The sequence below is a fragment of the Lactobacillus acidophilus genome, assembly GCF_034298135.1.
Classification (GTDB): domain Bacteria; phylum Bacillota; class Bacilli; order Lactobacillales; family Lactobacillaceae; genus Lactobacillus; species Lactobacillus acidophilus.
The window spans coordinates 1,507,365-1,522,152 of the sequence record NZ_CP139575.1 but is presented as its reverse complement, the minus strand read 5'-3'; the positions used below and the strand labels follow the sequence as shown (position 1 = coordinate 1,522,152).

Sequence of the window (14,788 nt, the reverse complement as noted above, 5' to 3'; positions counted from 1 at the left end):
AGGAGGTTAAACTTTTGATCGACGTAAATAAGTTTGAAAGTATGCAAATTGGTCTTGCATCACCTAACAAGATCAGAAGCTGGTCGTATGGTGAAGTTAAGAAGCCAGAAACCATCAACTACCGTACTTTAAAGCCAGAAAAAGATGGCTTGTTTGATGAAAGAATTTTTGGACCAACTAAAGATTGGTCATGTGCTTGTGGTAAGTACAAGGGTGTTAGATACCGTGGTATCGTTTGTGACCGTTGTGGTGTAGAAGTTACTTCTTCAAAGGTAAGAAGAGAACGTATGGGTCACATTGAATTAGCTGCTCCTGTAACTCACATTTGGTACTTCAAAGGTATCCCATCAAGAATGGGATTGGTATTGGATATTTCTCCAAGATTGCTTGAAGAAGTTATCTACTTTGCTGCGTATATCGTAATTGATCCAGGTGATACTGACCTTGAACCTAAGCAATTGTTAACTGAAGCTGAATATCGTGAACAAAAAGCAAAATACGGTAATCGCTTTGAAGCTAAGATGGGTGCTGAAGCTATTCGTGAATTGCTTAAGAAGGTTGACCTTGATAAAGAAGTTAAGAATTTGAAGAAAGAACTTCAAACTGCAACTGGTCAAAAGCGTACTCGTGCAATTAGACGTTTAGATATTTTGGATGCATTTAAGAATTCTGGTAACAAACCTGAATGGATGGTTATGGATGCTGTTCCAGTTATCCCACCAGATCTTCGTCCAATGGTTCAACTTGAAGGTGGACGTTTTGCAACTTCAGATTTGAACGATTTATATAGACGTGTCATTAACCGTAATAATCGTTTGAAGAGATTACTTGACTTGAATGCTCCAAATATTATCGTTCAAAATGAAAAGCGTATGCTTCAAGAAGCTGTAGATGCTTTGATCGATAATGGACGTCGTGGTCGTCCTGTTGTTGGACCAGGTAACCGTCCACTTAAGTCACTTTCACACATGCTTAAAGGTAAGCAAGGTCGTTTCCGTCAAAACTTGCTTGGTAAGCGTGTAGACTATTCTGGTCGTTCAGTTATTGATGTTTCACCAAAATTGAAGTTCTATCAATGTGGTGTTCCTCGTCCAATGGCTTTGGAATTGTTTAAGCCATTTGTAATGCACGAATTGGTTAAGCGTGGTATTGCTTCTAACATTAAGAATGCTAAGCGTAAGATTGATCGTGAAGATGATGATATCTGGGACGTACTTGAAGACGTTATTAAGGAACGTCCAGTTCTTTTAAACCGTGCACCTACTCTTCACCGTTTGAGTATTCAAGCATTTGAACCTGTTTTGGTACCAGGTAAATCAATTAGACTTCACCCATTAGCTTGTGAAGCTTACAATGCCGACTTCGATGGTGACCAGATGGCCATCCACGTACCACTTTCAGATGAAGCTGTTGCTGAATCACGTTTGCTTATGCTTGCAGCTCACCATATCTTAGCTCCTAAGGATGGTAAGCCAATTGTTACTCCATCACAGGATGTTGTTTTGGGTAACTACTGGTTAACTCAAGCTGAACGTGGCCGTGAAGGCGAAGGCATGATCTTTAGTTCACCAGCAGAAGCAACTGTAGCTTACGAAAATGGTGATATTCACTATCATACTATTATTGGTATGTCAGCTGATGCTATGCCTAAGAAGCCATGGCCTAAGGGACACGAACATGGTATTTTCATTACTACTTACGGTAAGCTTGTCTTTAATCAATTGTTCCCAGACGATTACTTTTATGTCAATGAACCAACTGAGAAGAACTTGAATGATCCATTGGATGCTAAGTACTTCTTAAATGAAGGTGAAGATATTAATAGTAAAATCAATGAAGTGGCTGATGATTTGATCGCTAGTCCATTCAAGAGTAGCTTCTTATCAGATTCAATTGCTACTATTTACAAGTATTACAAGGTTCAAAGAACTTCAGAATACTTGGATGACTTGAAGGAATTAGGTTACACTAGTTCAACTACTTCAGGTATTACTATTGGTATGAATGACGTTCCTGAAATTGGTGATAAAGATGAAAAGGTAGCTAAAGCACGTAAGCAAGTTGATGTTGTTTCTAAACAATTTAGACGTGGTTTAATTACTGAACAAGAACGTCACGATCGAGTAATTAGTATTTGGAATGCATGTAAGGATGAAATCCAAAACGAAATTGCTCAAATCCACTCACCACGTAACCCAATTTCAATCATGGCCGACTCAGGTGCCCGTGGTAACATTTCTAACTTTACTCAGTTAGCTGGTATGCGTGGATTGATGGCCACTCCTAACGGTGGTTTGTTCGAAATTCCTGTTACTTCAAACTTTAAAGAAGGTTTGTCAGTATTGGAATTGTTCATGTCCACTCACGGTGCTCGTAAGGGTATGACTGATACAGCTTTGAAGACTGCTCAGTCAGGTTACTTAACTCGTCGTTTGGTTGATGTTGCACAGGATGTTATTATTCGTGATGATGATTGTGGTACTGATAGAGGTATTACAGTTAGTGCAATTATGGAAGGCGACGAAATGATTGAACCATTATTCGATCGTTTAGTTGGTCGTTTCACTGCTGAAACTGTTAAGGATCCTGAGACTGGTGAAGCAATCGTTGGTAGAGACGTAATGATGGACGAAAACATGGCTCATAAGATCTGTGATGCAGGTGTAACTCATGTTAAGATTCGTTCAATCCTTACTTGTGATACCCCACACGGTGTATGTCGTAAGTGTTACGGTATGAACCTTGCTACTGGTGAAGAAGTTGAAGTTGGTGAAGTAGTTGGTACTGTTGCAGCACAATCAATTGGTGAACCAGGTACTCAGCTTACTTTGAGAACTTTCCACAACGGTGGGGTTGCCGGTGCTGAAGATATTACTCAAGGTTTGCCTCGTGTTCAAGAATTGTTTGAAGCACGTAACCCTAAGGGTCGTGCAACCATTTCTGAAGTAGATGGTGTAATTGATTCAATTCAAGAAAATCCAGCAGAACATACTCGTGAAATTACTGTTAAGGGTAAAATTGATACTAGAAGTTACAGTGTTCCTTATACTGCTTCAGTTGCTGTATCTGAGGGTGATTATGTTCACCGTGGTGATAAGTTAACTCTTGGTTCTGTTGACCCTAAGGAATTAATCCAAGTTACTGATACTTTAACTACTGAGAAGTATATTTTGGCTGAAGTTCAAAAGGCCTACAGAATGCAGGGTGTAGATATCGCTGACAAGCACGTCGAAGTATTGACTCGTCAAATGCTTCAAAAGGTTCGTGTTCTTGATCCGGGTGAAACTGACATCTTACCAGGTGAAGTTATGGATATCGGTCAATTTAGAGACCGTAATAAGGAAGTAATTATCTCTGGTGGTATTCCTGCAACTGCTCAAAGTATTATCTTAAGTATTACTAAGGCTGCTTTGGAAACTAACAGTTTCTTGTCAGCTGCTTCATTCCAAGAAACTACTCGTGTTCTTACTGATGCTTCAATCAGAGGTAAGAATGATCCGCTTCTTGGTCTTAAGGAAAATGTTATCATCGGTAAAATTATTCCAGCTGGTACTGGTATGCCAATTTACCGTAGCATGGAACCTGAAGCTGATGTTAAGAAACCAGATTCAGTATACTCAATTGCTGATATTGAAAAGCAAATGAAAGAAAAAGATAAGACTAAGTAAAATTAGTTTTAAGTAAAAAGCGTTTCTATTTTTAAAGTAGAAACGCTTTTTTATTGTTCAAAAATAAATTTTGAAATAATTAGTCCAATAAAAATGAATGGAATAAATGGATAATTATATGAAGCTAAATTATTTTCTGTAAAATGAATGATTATTAAAATTAAAGCAGCAAAAAGTAAAGTTAAGTTTGCAAAAGTGGGAGTAAAATAAGTGGAGATTAGGACATAGATTAATAAATCACCTAATCCCATTTTTTGTTTAAATGAATAAATACTAAGGACTATCAAAACTGGTAGAAAAGATAGCCATTCAATCCAGTTAAATAAGTAAATGCGATTAAATAAAATAGAAGTAATAATTGCTGGAAAAATAAAAATTAAATCAAATTCATTTTGATAATAATCAGAGATTGCAATTAAAAGAAGAGAAAAAATAAAGATAGAAGTGATAATTTGACTTTTATCACTAAAATTTATTGTACAAAAAGCAAAGCCACCAACTAGTTCAAAAAAGAATAATTCACGCGGAATATTTTTTTGGCAATACTTACATTTGCCTTTCAAAAGTAAATAAGAGAATAGAGGAATTTCGTCCAATAGTGAAAGAGTACTTTTACAATTATCACAATAAGACCGAGAAAAGATAAAGTTACGAGTATCCCATCGTTCGTATATAACGTTTGCATGTGAAGCTAAGCATGCTCCTATGAAAAAATTAAGTAAAAAATATATTGAGTTCAAAAAATCACCTCATTGTTTATTACGCAAAATTCAAAAAATTCTTTTTAAAAAGTTTGATTTCTATTAAAAACCGAGTACAATAGTCTTTGTATGTTTTGAACAGTCTATTCGCGAGTATAAAAAGAAACTCCCGGATGTGTGAACAAAATAGTATTTTTAGGAGGAAAAATTAATGCCAACCATTAATCAATTGGTAAGAAAAGGCCGTCATTCAAAGGTTACTAAATCAAAATCACCTGCTTTGAATTACAGCTACAACAGTATGAAGAAGGAATCAGTATTCAACCCAGCTCCACAAATGCGTGGTGTTGCAACTCGTGTTGGTACCATGACTCCAAAGAAGCCTAACTCAGCTTTACGTAAGTACGCTCGTGTACGTCTTTCAAACTTGATCGAAGTTACTGCTTACATTCCAGGGGAAGGCCACAACTTGCAAGAACACTCAGTTGTTTTAATCCGTGGTGGTCGTGTAAAGGACCTTCCTGGTGTACGTTACCATATCGTTCGTGGTGCCCTTGATACTGCTGGTGTTGAAGGCAGAAAGCAAAGCCGTTCTAAGTACGGTACTAAGAAAGATTAAAGGAGGAGTTAAATAATGCCTAGAAAAGGTCACGTAACTAAGAGAGACGTTTTAGCAGATCCAGTTTACAACTCAAAGCTTGTTACTAAGTTGATCAACCACTTAATGATCGATGGTAAGAGAGCTAAGGCATCTTCAATCCTTTACGATGCTTTCAACATTGTTCAAGACAAGACTGGTAAGGAACCACTTGATGTATTTGAAGAAGCTATGAACAACGTTATGCCAGTTTTGGAAGTTAGAGCTCGCCGTATCGGTGGTTCAAACTACCAAATCCCAGTAGAAGTACGTCCTGAAAGAAGAACTACTTTAGGCTTAAGATGGCTTGTTTCATACGCTCGTTTACGTAACGAACATACTATGGATGAACGTTTAGCTAACGAAATCATTGATGCTTCAAACAACACTGGTTCAGCAGTTAAGAAGCGTGAAGACGTTCACCGTATGGCTGAAGCTAACCGTGCATTTGCACACTACCGCTTCTAATTTGTTCGTTTTAATTTAAGGAGAGACTAATTTATGGCTAACAAGCGTGAATTTCCATTAGCAAAGACACGTAATATTGGTATTATGGCCCACATCGATGCGGGTAAGACCACTACTACTGAACGTATCCTTTACTACACTGGTAAGATCCACAAAATTGGTGAAACTCACGAAGGTGATTCACAAATGGACTGGATGGATGAAGAAAAGGAACGTGGTATCACTATTACTTCCGCAGCTACTACTGCACAATGGAAGGATTACAGAATTAACATTATTGATACCCCAGGACACGTTGACTTCACTATCGAAGTAGAACGTTCACTTCGTGTTCTTGATGGTGCCGTAACTGTTCTTGATGCTCAAGCTGGTGTTGAACCACAAACTGAAAACGTATGGCGTCAAGCTGAAACTTACGGTGTTCCTCGTATTGTTTTTGTTAACAAGATGGACAAGATCGGTGCTGACTTTGACAAGTCAGTTAAGTCATTACATGAACGTTTGAACGCTAATGCTCAAGCTGTTCAAATGCCAATTGGTTCAGCAGACACTTTTGAAGGTGTTATTGACTTGATCAACATGGTTGCTGATATTTATGACGAAGACAAGCTTGGTTCTAAGTGGGATACTGTTCCAGTTCCTGACGAATACAAAGAAGAAGCTGAAAAGCGTCGTGCTGCATTGATTGAAGCTGTTGCTGATGTTGATGACAACATTATGGAAAAGTATCTTGGCGGTGAAGAAATTTCTAATGATGAATTGAAGGCTGCTATCCGTAAAGCTACTTTGAACTTGGAATTCTTCCCAGTATACGCAGGTTCAGCATTTAAGAACAAGGGTGTTCAAATGATGCTTGATGGTGTTATTGATTACTTGCCATCACCACTTGATGTTAAGCCTTATGTTGCTCATGATCCTAAGACTGGTGACGAAGTTGAACTTATGGCTGACGATAAGAAGCCATTTGCAGCTCTTGCATTTAAGATTGCTACTGACCCATTTGTAGGTCGTTTGACTTTCATCCGTGTTTACACTGGTTCTCTTGAATCAGGTTCATACGTATTGAACGCTTCAAAGAACTCACGTGAACGTGTAGGTCGTTTGCTTCAAATGCACGCTAACTCAAGAACTGAAATCCCAGAAGTATTCTCAGGTGATATTGCAGGTGCTATTGGTTTGAAGAACACCACTACTGGTGACTCATTAACTGATCCAGATCATCCACTTATTTTGGAAAGTTTGCAAGTTCCAGATCCAGTTATCCAAGTATCAGTTGAACCTAAATCAAAGGCTGACCGTGATAAGATGGACGTTGCTTTACAAAAGCTTACTGAAGAAGACCCAACTTTCCGTGCAGAAACTAATCCTGAAACTGGTCAAACTTTGATTTCAGGTATGGGTGAACTTCACCTTGATATCATGGTTGAACGTATGAGACGTGAATTTAACGTTGAAGCTAAGATTGGTGAACCACAAGTTGCTTACCGTGAAACCTTTACTAAGGAAGCTAAAGCACAAGGTAAGTTCGTTCGTCAATCAGGTGGTAAGGGTCAATACGGTGATGTATGGATTGACTTTACTCCTAATGAAGAAGGTAAGGGCTACGAATTCGAAGACGCTATCGTTGGTGGTGTTGTTCCTCGTGAATTTATCCCTTCAGTTGACCAAGGTTTACAAGAAGCTATGAAGAATGGTGTTCTTGCTGGTTACCCATTGATCGATGTTAAGGCTAAACTTTACGATGGTAGTTACCACGAAGTTGACTCATCAGAAGCTGCATTTAAGGTTGCTGCTTCACTTGCATTGAGAAATGCTGCTTCAAAGGCTGGCGCAGTTATCTTGGAACCAATTATGAAGGTTCAAGTAACTACTCCAGAAGAATACTTAGGTGATGTTATGGGTTCAATCACTGCTCGTCGTGGTACCATGGAAGGTATGGAAGACAGAGCTGGTGCTAAGATTATTAACTCATTTGTTCCACTTTCAGAAATGTTTGGTTACGCAACTACTTTGCGTTCATCAACTCAAGGTCGTGGTACATTTACTATGGTATTTGATCACTACTCACCAACTCCTAAGTCAATTCAAGCTGATATTATTAAGAAACGCGGCGGCGACGCTGAATAATTCTCAATAAAAATATTTTTACAATATTTTCAGCTTAGTTGAAAACAATTACATATAAAAAAAGAGTTATTGAAAATTTTTCAATAACTCTTTTTTATAAATTTTTTAGCAAAAAAGTATTGTAACCCTTGATATTTAAGGACATACCAAGTACAATAGTCTTTGTGCTTAAGGGGCGATTGCGCCCTAAGCGAGTAATATTGTTGTAGAGCGTTGACGCAAAAGGTTGCGGCACGCCAGGCTGCATTGCCACAGTGGCGTGCGGGGAATTTTTGCCGAGCGAGTCATCTTTTAAAGAAGACGTTAAGGAGGTAATTTAATGGCAAGTCAAACAATTCGTATTAGACTTAAGTCTTACGAACATGGTATTCTCGATGAATCAGCTGCTAAGATCGTAGCTACTGCAAAGAGAACTGGTGCTGAAATTTCAGGTCCTGTTCCTCTTCCAACAGAAAGAACTTTATTCACTGTTCTTCGTTCACCACACAAGAACAAGGACTCACGTGAACAATTCGAAATGCGTACTCACAAGCGTTTAATTGATATTTTGAATCCAACACCTAAGACTGTTGATTCATTAATGAAGCTTGATCTTCCAAGTGGCGTAGACATCGAAATTAAATTGTAATTTAAATAGAAAGAGGTGTAATCATGACCAAAGGAATCTTAGGAAGAAAAGTTGGTATGACTCAAATCTTTACTAAAGATGGTATCCTTGTTCCTGTAACTGTTGTTGAAGCAACTCCTAACGTTGTTATGCAAGTTAAGACTGTTGAATCAGACGGTTACGAAGCAGTTCAATTAGGTTACCAAGACAAACGTGAAGTTTTGAGCAACAAACCAGAAAAAGGTCATGCTGATAAAGCAAAGACTTCACCTAAGCGCTTCATTCGGGAAATCCGCGGTGTTGAGCTTAAGGACTATGAAGTCGGCTCAGAAGTTACTGTGGATACATTCAAGGAAGGTGACGTTGTAAACGTTACTGGTACTTCAAGAGGTCATGGATACCAAGGTAACATTAAGCGTTGGGGCCAATCAAGAGGACCAGAAACTCACGGTTCAAGATACCACAGAATTCCTGGTTCAATGGGTTCAATCATTAACCGTGTACCAAAGGGCAAGCGTTTGCCAGGTCACATGGGTGTAAAGAAAGTTACCATTGAAAACTTAGTAATTGAAAAAGTTGTTGCAGATAAGAACGTATTGATGATCAAGGGTAATGTTCCTGGTGCTAAGAACTCATTAATCGTTGTTAAGACTGCTTCTAAAGCTGTTAAGGCTGATAAATAGGAAGGAGGACTAGAATGGCTAATTTAAAAGTTATGGATCAAAACGGTAAAGACTCTGGTGAAGTTACTTTAAACGATAAAGTTTTTGGTATTGAACCTAATGATAATGTTGTTTTTGAAGCAATCATTAGACAAAGAGCCGGCAAGCGTCAAGGTACTTCAAAGGTTAAGAATAGATCTGCTGTTCGCGGCGGTGGTAAGAAGCCTTGGAGACAAAAGGGTACTGGTCGTGCTCGTCAAGGTTCTATCAGAGCTCCACAATGGCGTGGTGGTGGTACAGTATTTGGCCCAACTCCACGTTCATATGCATACACTATGCCAAGAAAGCAACGTCGTTTGGCTATTAAGTCAGTTCTTTCCCAAAAGTTGATTGACAATGATTTAATCGTTTTAGATAAGTTGACTATGTCAGCTCCTAAGACTAAGGAATTAGTATCAATGTTAAACAGCTTGAATGCTGACGGTAAGGTTTTAATTGTTTCAGATGATAACAATGTACAACTTTCCGCAAGAAACTTAGCTAAGGTTAAGGTTGTTCCAGTTAATGGTTTAAATGTTGAAGATGCTGTTAACTACGGCAAGTTAATCTTGACTCAAGATGCTGTTAAGAAGATCGAGGAGGTTTTGGCTTAATGGACGCACGCGATATTATTTTAAGACCTGTCATTACTGAAAAGTCCACGAACTTAATGGATGATAAGAAGTACACATTCGACGTGCTTTTAACTGCAACCAAGACACAAGTTCGCAATGCTGTTGAAGAAATCTTCGATGTTAAAGTAAAGAGCGTTAATATTATGAACGTTCGCGGCAAGGACAAGCGAGTAGGTCGTTACACTGGTAAGACTGCTCGTCGTAGAAAAGCTATTGTTGCTTTAATTGACGATTCAAACGACATCAAGATTTTCCAAGAAAATACAGAAGACAACAAGTAATAGGAGGTCAGTCAATTGGCTATTAAGATTTACAAGCCAACCACGAATGGTCGTCGTCATATGACTTCTTCCGACTTTGCTGAGATTACCAAGACAAAGCCTGAAAAGACTTTACTTGAATCACAATCACATACTGCAGGTCGTAACTCATATGGTCGTATCACTGTAAGACACCGTGGTGGTGGTCACAAACAAAAATACCGTATCATCGACTTTAAGCGTAATAAGGATAATGTAAAAGCAGTTGTAAATGCTATCGAATACGATCCAAACAGAACTGCTAACATTGCTTTGCTTCACTATACTGATGGTATTAAAGCTTATATCTTAGCACCAAAGGGCTTAAAAGTTGGCGATATTGTTGAATCAGGCGATTCAGTTGACATTAAGCCAGGTAACGCTTTAGCATTAAAGAACATCCCAACAGGTACTTCAATTCACAATATTGAATTAAAGCCAGGTAAGGGTGGTCAACTTGTAAGAAGTGCTGGTGCTTCAGCTCAAGTTTTAGGTTTTGATGGTAACTACACTTTAGTAAGATTACAAAGTGGTGAAGTACGTAAGATTTTGTCATCATGCCGTGCTACTATTGGTGTTGTTGGTAATGAACAACATTCATTAATTCAATTAGGTAAAGCTGGTCGTAAGCGTTGGTTAGGCAAGCGTCCACAATCACGTGGTTCTGTAATGAACCCTAACGATCACCCACATGGTGGTGGTGAAGGTAAGGCTCCAGTTGGTCGTCCACAACCTATGACTCCATGGGGTAAGAAGGCTCGTGGTATTAAGACTAGAGATGTCAAGAAGGCTAGCGAGAAGTTAATCATTCGTCACCGTAAGGGTAGCAAGTAATAGAAGGAGGGTTAATTAATGAGCCGTAGTATTAAAAAAGGTCCTTTTGCTGATGCGTCATTGTTAAAGAAGGTTGATGCACAAGCAGATGCAGATAAGAAGCAAGTTATTAAAACTTGGTCACGTCGTTCAACTATTTTCCCTTCCTTTGTTGGTTTGACTATAGCTGTTTACGATGGTAGAAAACATGTTCCAGTATATATTACTGAAGACATGGTTGGTCACAAGTTAGGTGAATTTGTTCCAACAAGAACTTTCCATGGACACAAATCCACTGATGACAAAGCAACATCACAATCTTAGAGGAAGGAGAACATCTAAATGGCAGAACAAATTAGTTCAGCTAAGGCTGAAGCAAGAACTGTTCGCATCGCTCCAAGAAAAGCTCGTTTGGTCATTGACTTAATTCGTGGTAAGAGCGTTGCTGAAGCATTAGCAATCTTAGAATTTACGCCTAGAGCTGCTTCCCCAATCGTTGAAAAGGTTTTACGTTCAGCTATTGCTAACGCAGAACACAACTACGATCTTGAAAGTGCAAATCTTTACGTATCAGAAGCTTACGTAAATGAAGGTGCAACTTTGAAGAGATTCCGTCCACGTGCTAAGGGGATGGCTTCTCCAATTAACAAGAGAACTAGTCACGTAGTTGTAGTAGTTTCAGAAAAGAACGATTAAGGGAGGTATATTAATGGGTCAAAAGATTAACCCAAACGGTTTTCGTCTCGGTGTCATCCGTGACTGGGAATCAAAATGGTATGCTGACAAAGGATACAAGGAAACTTTAAAAGAAGACCTTCAAATTAGAAAATTTATCTCAGAAAAATTGAAGGATGCTTCAGTATCTACTGTTGAAATTGAACGTGCAGCCAACAGAATTAATATCTCAATTCATACTGCTAAGCCAGGTATGGTAATTGGTAAAGGTGGTTCTGAAGTTGAAGCTTTAAGAAAACAATTAAATGCTTTAACTGGTAAGCAAGTTCACATTAATATTGTTGAAATTAAGAAGCCAGATCTTGATGCTGAATTGGTAGCAGATAGTATTGCTCGTCAACTTGAAGCTCGTATTGCTTTCAGACGTGCTATGCGTCAAGCTACTCAAAGAGCTATGCGCGCTGGTGCCAAGGGTATTAAGGTTCAAACTTCAGGTCGTTTGAACGGTGCCGACATGGCAAGAAGAGAATGGCACACTGAAGGACGTGTTCCATTACAAACTTTGAGAGCTGATATTGATTATGCTTGGGTAAATGCTTTCACTACTTATGGTGAAATTGGTGTTCAAGTTTGGATCAACCGTGGTGAAATCTTACCTACTCGTAAGAACAAGCCAGCTTCAAAGCCAGCGAAGGGAGGAAATAGATAATGCCTTTAGTACCAAAACGAGTAAAACACCGTCGTGAATTCCGTGGTAAGATGCGTGGTGCTGCTAAAGGTGGTAAATATATTGCCTTTGGTGAATATGGTCTTGAAGCCCTCGAATCACATTGGATTACTAACCGTCAAATCGAAGCTGCTCGTGTTGCTATGACACGTTACATGAAGCGTGGCGGTAAAGTTTGGATTAGAATTTTCCCTCAAAAGTCATACACTGCTAAAGGTGTAGGTGTACGTATGGGTTCTGGTAAAGGTGCACCTGCAGGTTGGGTAGCTGTAGTTAAGAGAGAAAAGATTTTATTTGAAATTGGTGGCGTTTCTGAAGAAGTTGCTCGTGAAGCTTTAAGACTTGCTTCAACTAAGTTACCAATTAAGACTAAGTTTGTAACTAGAAGTTCGGAAGTAGGTGGCGAATCTAATGAAGGCTAAAGATATCAGAGCATTAACCACTGATGAAATGTTAGAAAAAGAAAAGCAATACAAAGAAGAACTCTTTAATTTGCGTTTCCAACAAGCAACGGGTCAATTAGAAAATACCGCTCGCTTGAGCAAAGTCCGCAAGAATATCGCCAGAATTAAAACTATTCTGAGCGAAAAAGCGTTAGAAAACAATTAATGGAAGGGAGCTATTAACTTGAGCGAAACAAACGAAAGAAATCGTCGTCACGTATACCAAGGTCGTGTAGTTTCTGATAAGATGGACAAGACTATTACAGTTGTTGTTGATACTTACAAGAACCACCCTGTTTACAACAAGCGTTTTAGATATTCAAAGAAATACTACGCACAAGACGAAAATAATGAAGCTAAAGTTGGCGATACTGTACGTATCATGGAAACCCGTCCATTATCTCGTAAGAAGCGCTTCCGTTTAGTAAAGATTGTTAAGAAATCTGTTTAATTTGCGGATTTAGTGAGGGGAGGATTATACAGTGATTCAAAACGAATCCCGTTTAAAGGTTGCTGATAACTCTGGTGCCAGAGAGCTTTTAGTTATTAGAGTCTTAGGTGGATCAAAGCGTAAGACTGGTAACATTGGTGACATCGTAGTATGTACTGTTAAGCAAGCAACACCAGGTGGCGTTGTCAAAAAAGGCGACGTTGTTAAAGCTGTAATTGTTAGAACAAAGTCAGGTGCACGTCGTGAAGATGGTTCATACATTAAATTCGACGAAAATGCTGGCGTAATTATTAACGCAGATAAGAGCCCACGTGGTACTCGTATCTTTGGGCCAGTTGCACGTGAGTTACGTGAGAACGACTTTATGAAGATCGTCTCTCTTGCTCCTGAAGTCTTATAATTGATAGTGAGGTGCACTGATGTTCGTTAAAACTGGTGACAAAGTTAAAGTTATTGCCGGAAAAGACAAAGGTAAGGAAGGTACTGTTCTTTCTGTTAACGTTAAGAAAAACCGCGTAGTTGTTAAGGGCGTTAATAAGATTAAGAAGCACCAAAAGCCTTCACAAACCAATGCCAATGGTGGTGTAGTTGAATCAGAAGGTTCAATTCATGCATCAAATGTTAAAGTAATTAGTAAAAAAGAAGATAAGTAGAAGGGAGGACACAAATGGCAAGTTATTTAGCTGAAGAATACAAAGAAACAGTAGCTCCTGCTTTAAAGGAAAAGTTTAACTACACTTCATCAATGCAAATTCCTAAGATCGATAAGATCGTTTTAAACATGGGTGTTGGTGATGCAGTATCAAATGCCAAGAACTTGGACGAAGCTGTTGAAGAATTAACTTTGATTTCAGGCCAAAAGCCTTTGATTACTAAGGCTAAGAAGTCAATCGCTAACTTCCGTTTACGTGAAGGTATGTCTATCGGTGCTAAGGTTACTCTTAGAGGCGACAGAATGTACGACTTCTTGTACAAGTTAATCAATGTTTCTCTTCCACGTGTTCGTGACTTCCGTGGTGTATCAACTCGTTCATTTGATGGTCGCGGTAATTACACTTTGGGTATTAAGGAACAATTAATTTTCCCAGAAATTGATTTTGATAAGGTTAACCGTACTAGAGGGTTAGACATTGTTATCGTAACTACTGCCGATACTGATGAAGAAGCTCGTGAACTTTTAAGTCAATTCGGTATGCCGTTTGCAAGATAGTGGAGGACATTAATGGCTAAAACATCACAAAAAATTAGAAATCGTCGTCCTGCTAAGTTCTCTTCACGCGAATATACACGTTGCGAGAGATGTGGTCGTCCACATTCCGTATACCGTAAATTTGGTTTATGCCGTATTTGCTTAAAGGAATTAGCACACAAGGGTCAAATTCCTGGTCTTAAAAAGGCTAGTTGGTAGTATACGGTTAGGAGGATAAGCTTAAATGGTCATGACAGATCCAATCGCAGATTACTTGACTAGAATCAGAAATGCCAACATGGCAAAGCATGATTCAGTTGAAATTCCTGCATCAAACATTAAAAAGTCTATTTCAGAAATTTTGAAGCGCGAAGGTTTCATCCGTGATTACGAAGTTGCAGATGATAACAAGCAAGGTGTTATCAAAGTATTCTTGAAATATGGTCCAAATGGAGAACGTGTCATTTCAGGTTTGAAGCGTATTTCTAAGCCTGGTCTTAGAAATTACGTAAGTGCTGAAGACTTACCTAAAGTTCTCAATGGTTTAGGCATTGCCATCGTTTCTACTTCTGCTGGTGTTATTACCGATAAGGAAGCAAGACAAAAGAACGTTGGCGGCGAAGTAGTTGCCTACGTTTGGTAATACT

21 protein-coding genes are annotated in these 14,788 nt (G+C 38.8%); 20 read left to right on the top strand and 1 reads right to left on the bottom strand.

The window, feature by feature from the left end:
• The first annotated feature begins 14 nt into the window (after positions 1-14).
• Positions 15-3,668, top strand: coding sequence for a DNA-directed RNA polymerase subunit beta' (gene rpoC, locus SO785_RS07315; RefSeq protein WP_021874020.1), 3,654 nt, complete (start codon positions 15-17; stop codon positions 3,666-3,668).
• Positions 3,669-3,718: 50 nt separating this feature from the next.
• On the opposite strand, the gene SO785_RS07310 is transcribed toward rpoC, so the two are convergent.
• Positions 3,719-4,408 carry a prepilin peptidase gene (locus SO785_RS07310; RefSeq protein ID WP_011254110.1) on the bottom strand — a complete coding sequence of 230 codons (690 nt, stop codon included), beginning with the start codon at positions 4,406-4,408 and terminating at the stop codon, positions 3,719-3,721.
• 172 nt (positions 4,409-4,580) lie between these two features.
• Between SO785_RS07310 and rpsL the strand changes: the two genes are divergently transcribed.
• From rpsL to rpsH, 19 genes are all read left to right on the top strand, one after another.
• On the top strand, positions 4,581-4,988 hold the full coding sequence (rpsL, locus tag SO785_RS07305) for a 30S ribosomal protein S12 (RefSeq protein WP_003549020.1): 408 nt from the start codon (positions 4,581-4,583) through the stop codon (positions 4,986-4,988).
• Positions 4,989-5,003: 15 nt separating this feature from the next.
• Positions 5,004-5,474 carry a 30S ribosomal protein S7 gene (gene rpsG, locus SO785_RS07300; protein WP_003549021.1) on the top strand — a complete coding sequence of 157 codons (471 nt, stop codon included), beginning with the start codon at positions 5,004-5,006 and terminating at the stop codon, positions 5,472-5,474.
• A 33-nt stretch (positions 5,475-5,507) separates the two neighbouring features.
• A complete protein-coding gene (fusA, locus tag SO785_RS07295) occupies positions 5,508-7,601 on the top strand; it encodes an elongation factor G (protein ID WP_003549022.1) in 2,094 nt (697 codons plus the stop codon).
• Positions 7,602-7,920: 319 nt separating this feature from the next.
• A complete protein-coding gene (gene rpsJ, locus SO785_RS07290; protein WP_003549023.1) occupies positions 7,921-8,229 on the top strand; it encodes a 30S ribosomal protein S10 in 309 nt (102 codons plus the stop codon).
• Between the two features lie 23 nt (positions 8,230-8,252).
• Positions 8,253-8,891: a 50S ribosomal protein L3 gene (gene rplC / locus SO785_RS07285; RefSeq protein ID WP_003549024.1), complete on the top strand. Its 639-nt coding sequence runs from the start codon at positions 8,253-8,255 to the stop codon at positions 8,889-8,891.
• A 14-nt stretch (positions 8,892-8,905) separates the two neighbouring features.
• The gene (rplD, locus tag SO785_RS07280) at positions 8,906-9,523 is read left to right on the top strand and encodes a 50S ribosomal protein L4 (RefSeq protein ID WP_003549025.1); all 618 of its coding nucleotides are present in this window, start codon (positions 8,906-8,908) and stop codon (positions 9,521-9,523) included.
• Complete coding sequence (rplW, locus tag SO785_RS07275; RefSeq protein ID WP_021874021.1) at positions 9,523-9,825, top strand: 50S ribosomal protein L23; 303 nt, start codon at positions 9,523-9,525, stop codon at positions 9,823-9,825. Before rplD ends, rplW begins: the two co-directional genes overlap by 1 nt.
• Positions 9,826-9,840: 15 nt before the next feature.
• Positions 9,841-10,677, top strand: a complete 837-nt coding sequence (gene rplB, locus SO785_RS07270) for a 50S ribosomal protein L2 (protein ID WP_011254111.1) — start codon at positions 9,841-9,843, stop codon at positions 10,675-10,677.
• Positions 10,678-10,695: 18 nt separating this feature from the next.
• Positions 10,696-10,980 (top strand): 30S ribosomal protein S19, encoded by a 285-nt coding sequence (gene rpsS / locus SO785_RS07265; protein ID WP_003549028.1) that lies wholly within the window; start codon positions 10,696-10,698, stop codon positions 10,978-10,980.
• An 18-nt stretch (positions 10,981-10,998) separates the two neighbouring features.
• Positions 10,999-11,352, top strand: a complete 354-nt coding sequence (rplV, locus tag SO785_RS07260) for a 50S ribosomal protein L22 (protein ID WP_003549029.1) — start codon at positions 10,999-11,001, stop codon at positions 11,350-11,352.
• A 13-nt stretch (positions 11,353-11,365) separates the two neighbouring features.
• Positions 11,366-12,040 (top strand): 30S ribosomal protein S3, encoded by a 675-nt coding sequence (gene rpsC / locus SO785_RS07255; RefSeq protein WP_003549030.1) that lies wholly within the window; start codon positions 11,366-11,368, stop codon positions 12,038-12,040.
• Complete coding sequence (gene rplP / locus SO785_RS07250) at positions 12,040-12,480, top strand: 50S ribosomal protein L16 (RefSeq protein WP_003549031.1); 441 nt, start codon at positions 12,040-12,042, stop codon at positions 12,478-12,480. The genes rpsC and rplP overlap by 1 nt, the downstream gene beginning before the upstream one ends.
• Complete coding sequence (gene rpmC / locus SO785_RS07245) at positions 12,470-12,667, top strand: 50S ribosomal protein L29 (protein WP_003549032.1); 198 nt, start codon at positions 12,470-12,472, stop codon at positions 12,665-12,667. The genes rplP and rpmC overlap by 11 nt, the downstream gene beginning before the upstream one ends.
• Before the next feature lie 18 nt (positions 12,668-12,685).
• On the top strand, positions 12,686-12,952 hold the full coding sequence (gene rpsQ, locus SO785_RS07240) for a 30S ribosomal protein S17 (protein ID WP_011254114.1): 267 nt from the start codon (positions 12,686-12,688) through the stop codon (positions 12,950-12,952).
• A 31-nt stretch (positions 12,953-12,983) separates the two neighbouring features.
• Positions 12,984-13,352, top strand: a complete 369-nt coding sequence (gene rplN / locus SO785_RS07235) for a 50S ribosomal protein L14 (RefSeq protein ID WP_003549034.1) — start codon at positions 12,984-12,986, stop codon at positions 13,350-13,352.
• Between the two features lie 19 nt (positions 13,353-13,371).
• Complete coding sequence (rplX, locus tag SO785_RS07230; RefSeq protein ID WP_003549035.1) at positions 13,372-13,605, top strand: 50S ribosomal protein L24; 234 nt, start codon at positions 13,372-13,374, stop codon at positions 13,603-13,605.
• 14 nt (positions 13,606-13,619) lie between these two features.
• Positions 13,620-14,162: a 50S ribosomal protein L5 gene (rplE, locus tag SO785_RS07225; protein WP_003549036.1), complete on the top strand. Its 543-nt coding sequence runs from the start codon at positions 13,620-13,622 to the stop codon at positions 14,160-14,162.
• Between the two features lie 12 nt (positions 14,163-14,174).
• Entirely contained in the window at positions 14,175-14,360 is a 186-nt protein-coding gene (locus SO785_RS07220; RefSeq protein WP_003549037.1) for a type Z 30S ribosomal protein S14, read from the top strand.
• A 25-nt stretch (positions 14,361-14,385) separates the two neighbouring features.
• The gene (gene rpsH, locus SO785_RS07215; RefSeq protein ID WP_003549038.1) at positions 14,386-14,784 is read left to right on the top strand and encodes a 30S ribosomal protein S8; all 399 of its coding nucleotides are present in this window, start codon (positions 14,386-14,388) and stop codon (positions 14,782-14,784) included.
• Positions 14,785-14,788: the final 4 nt, after the last annotated feature.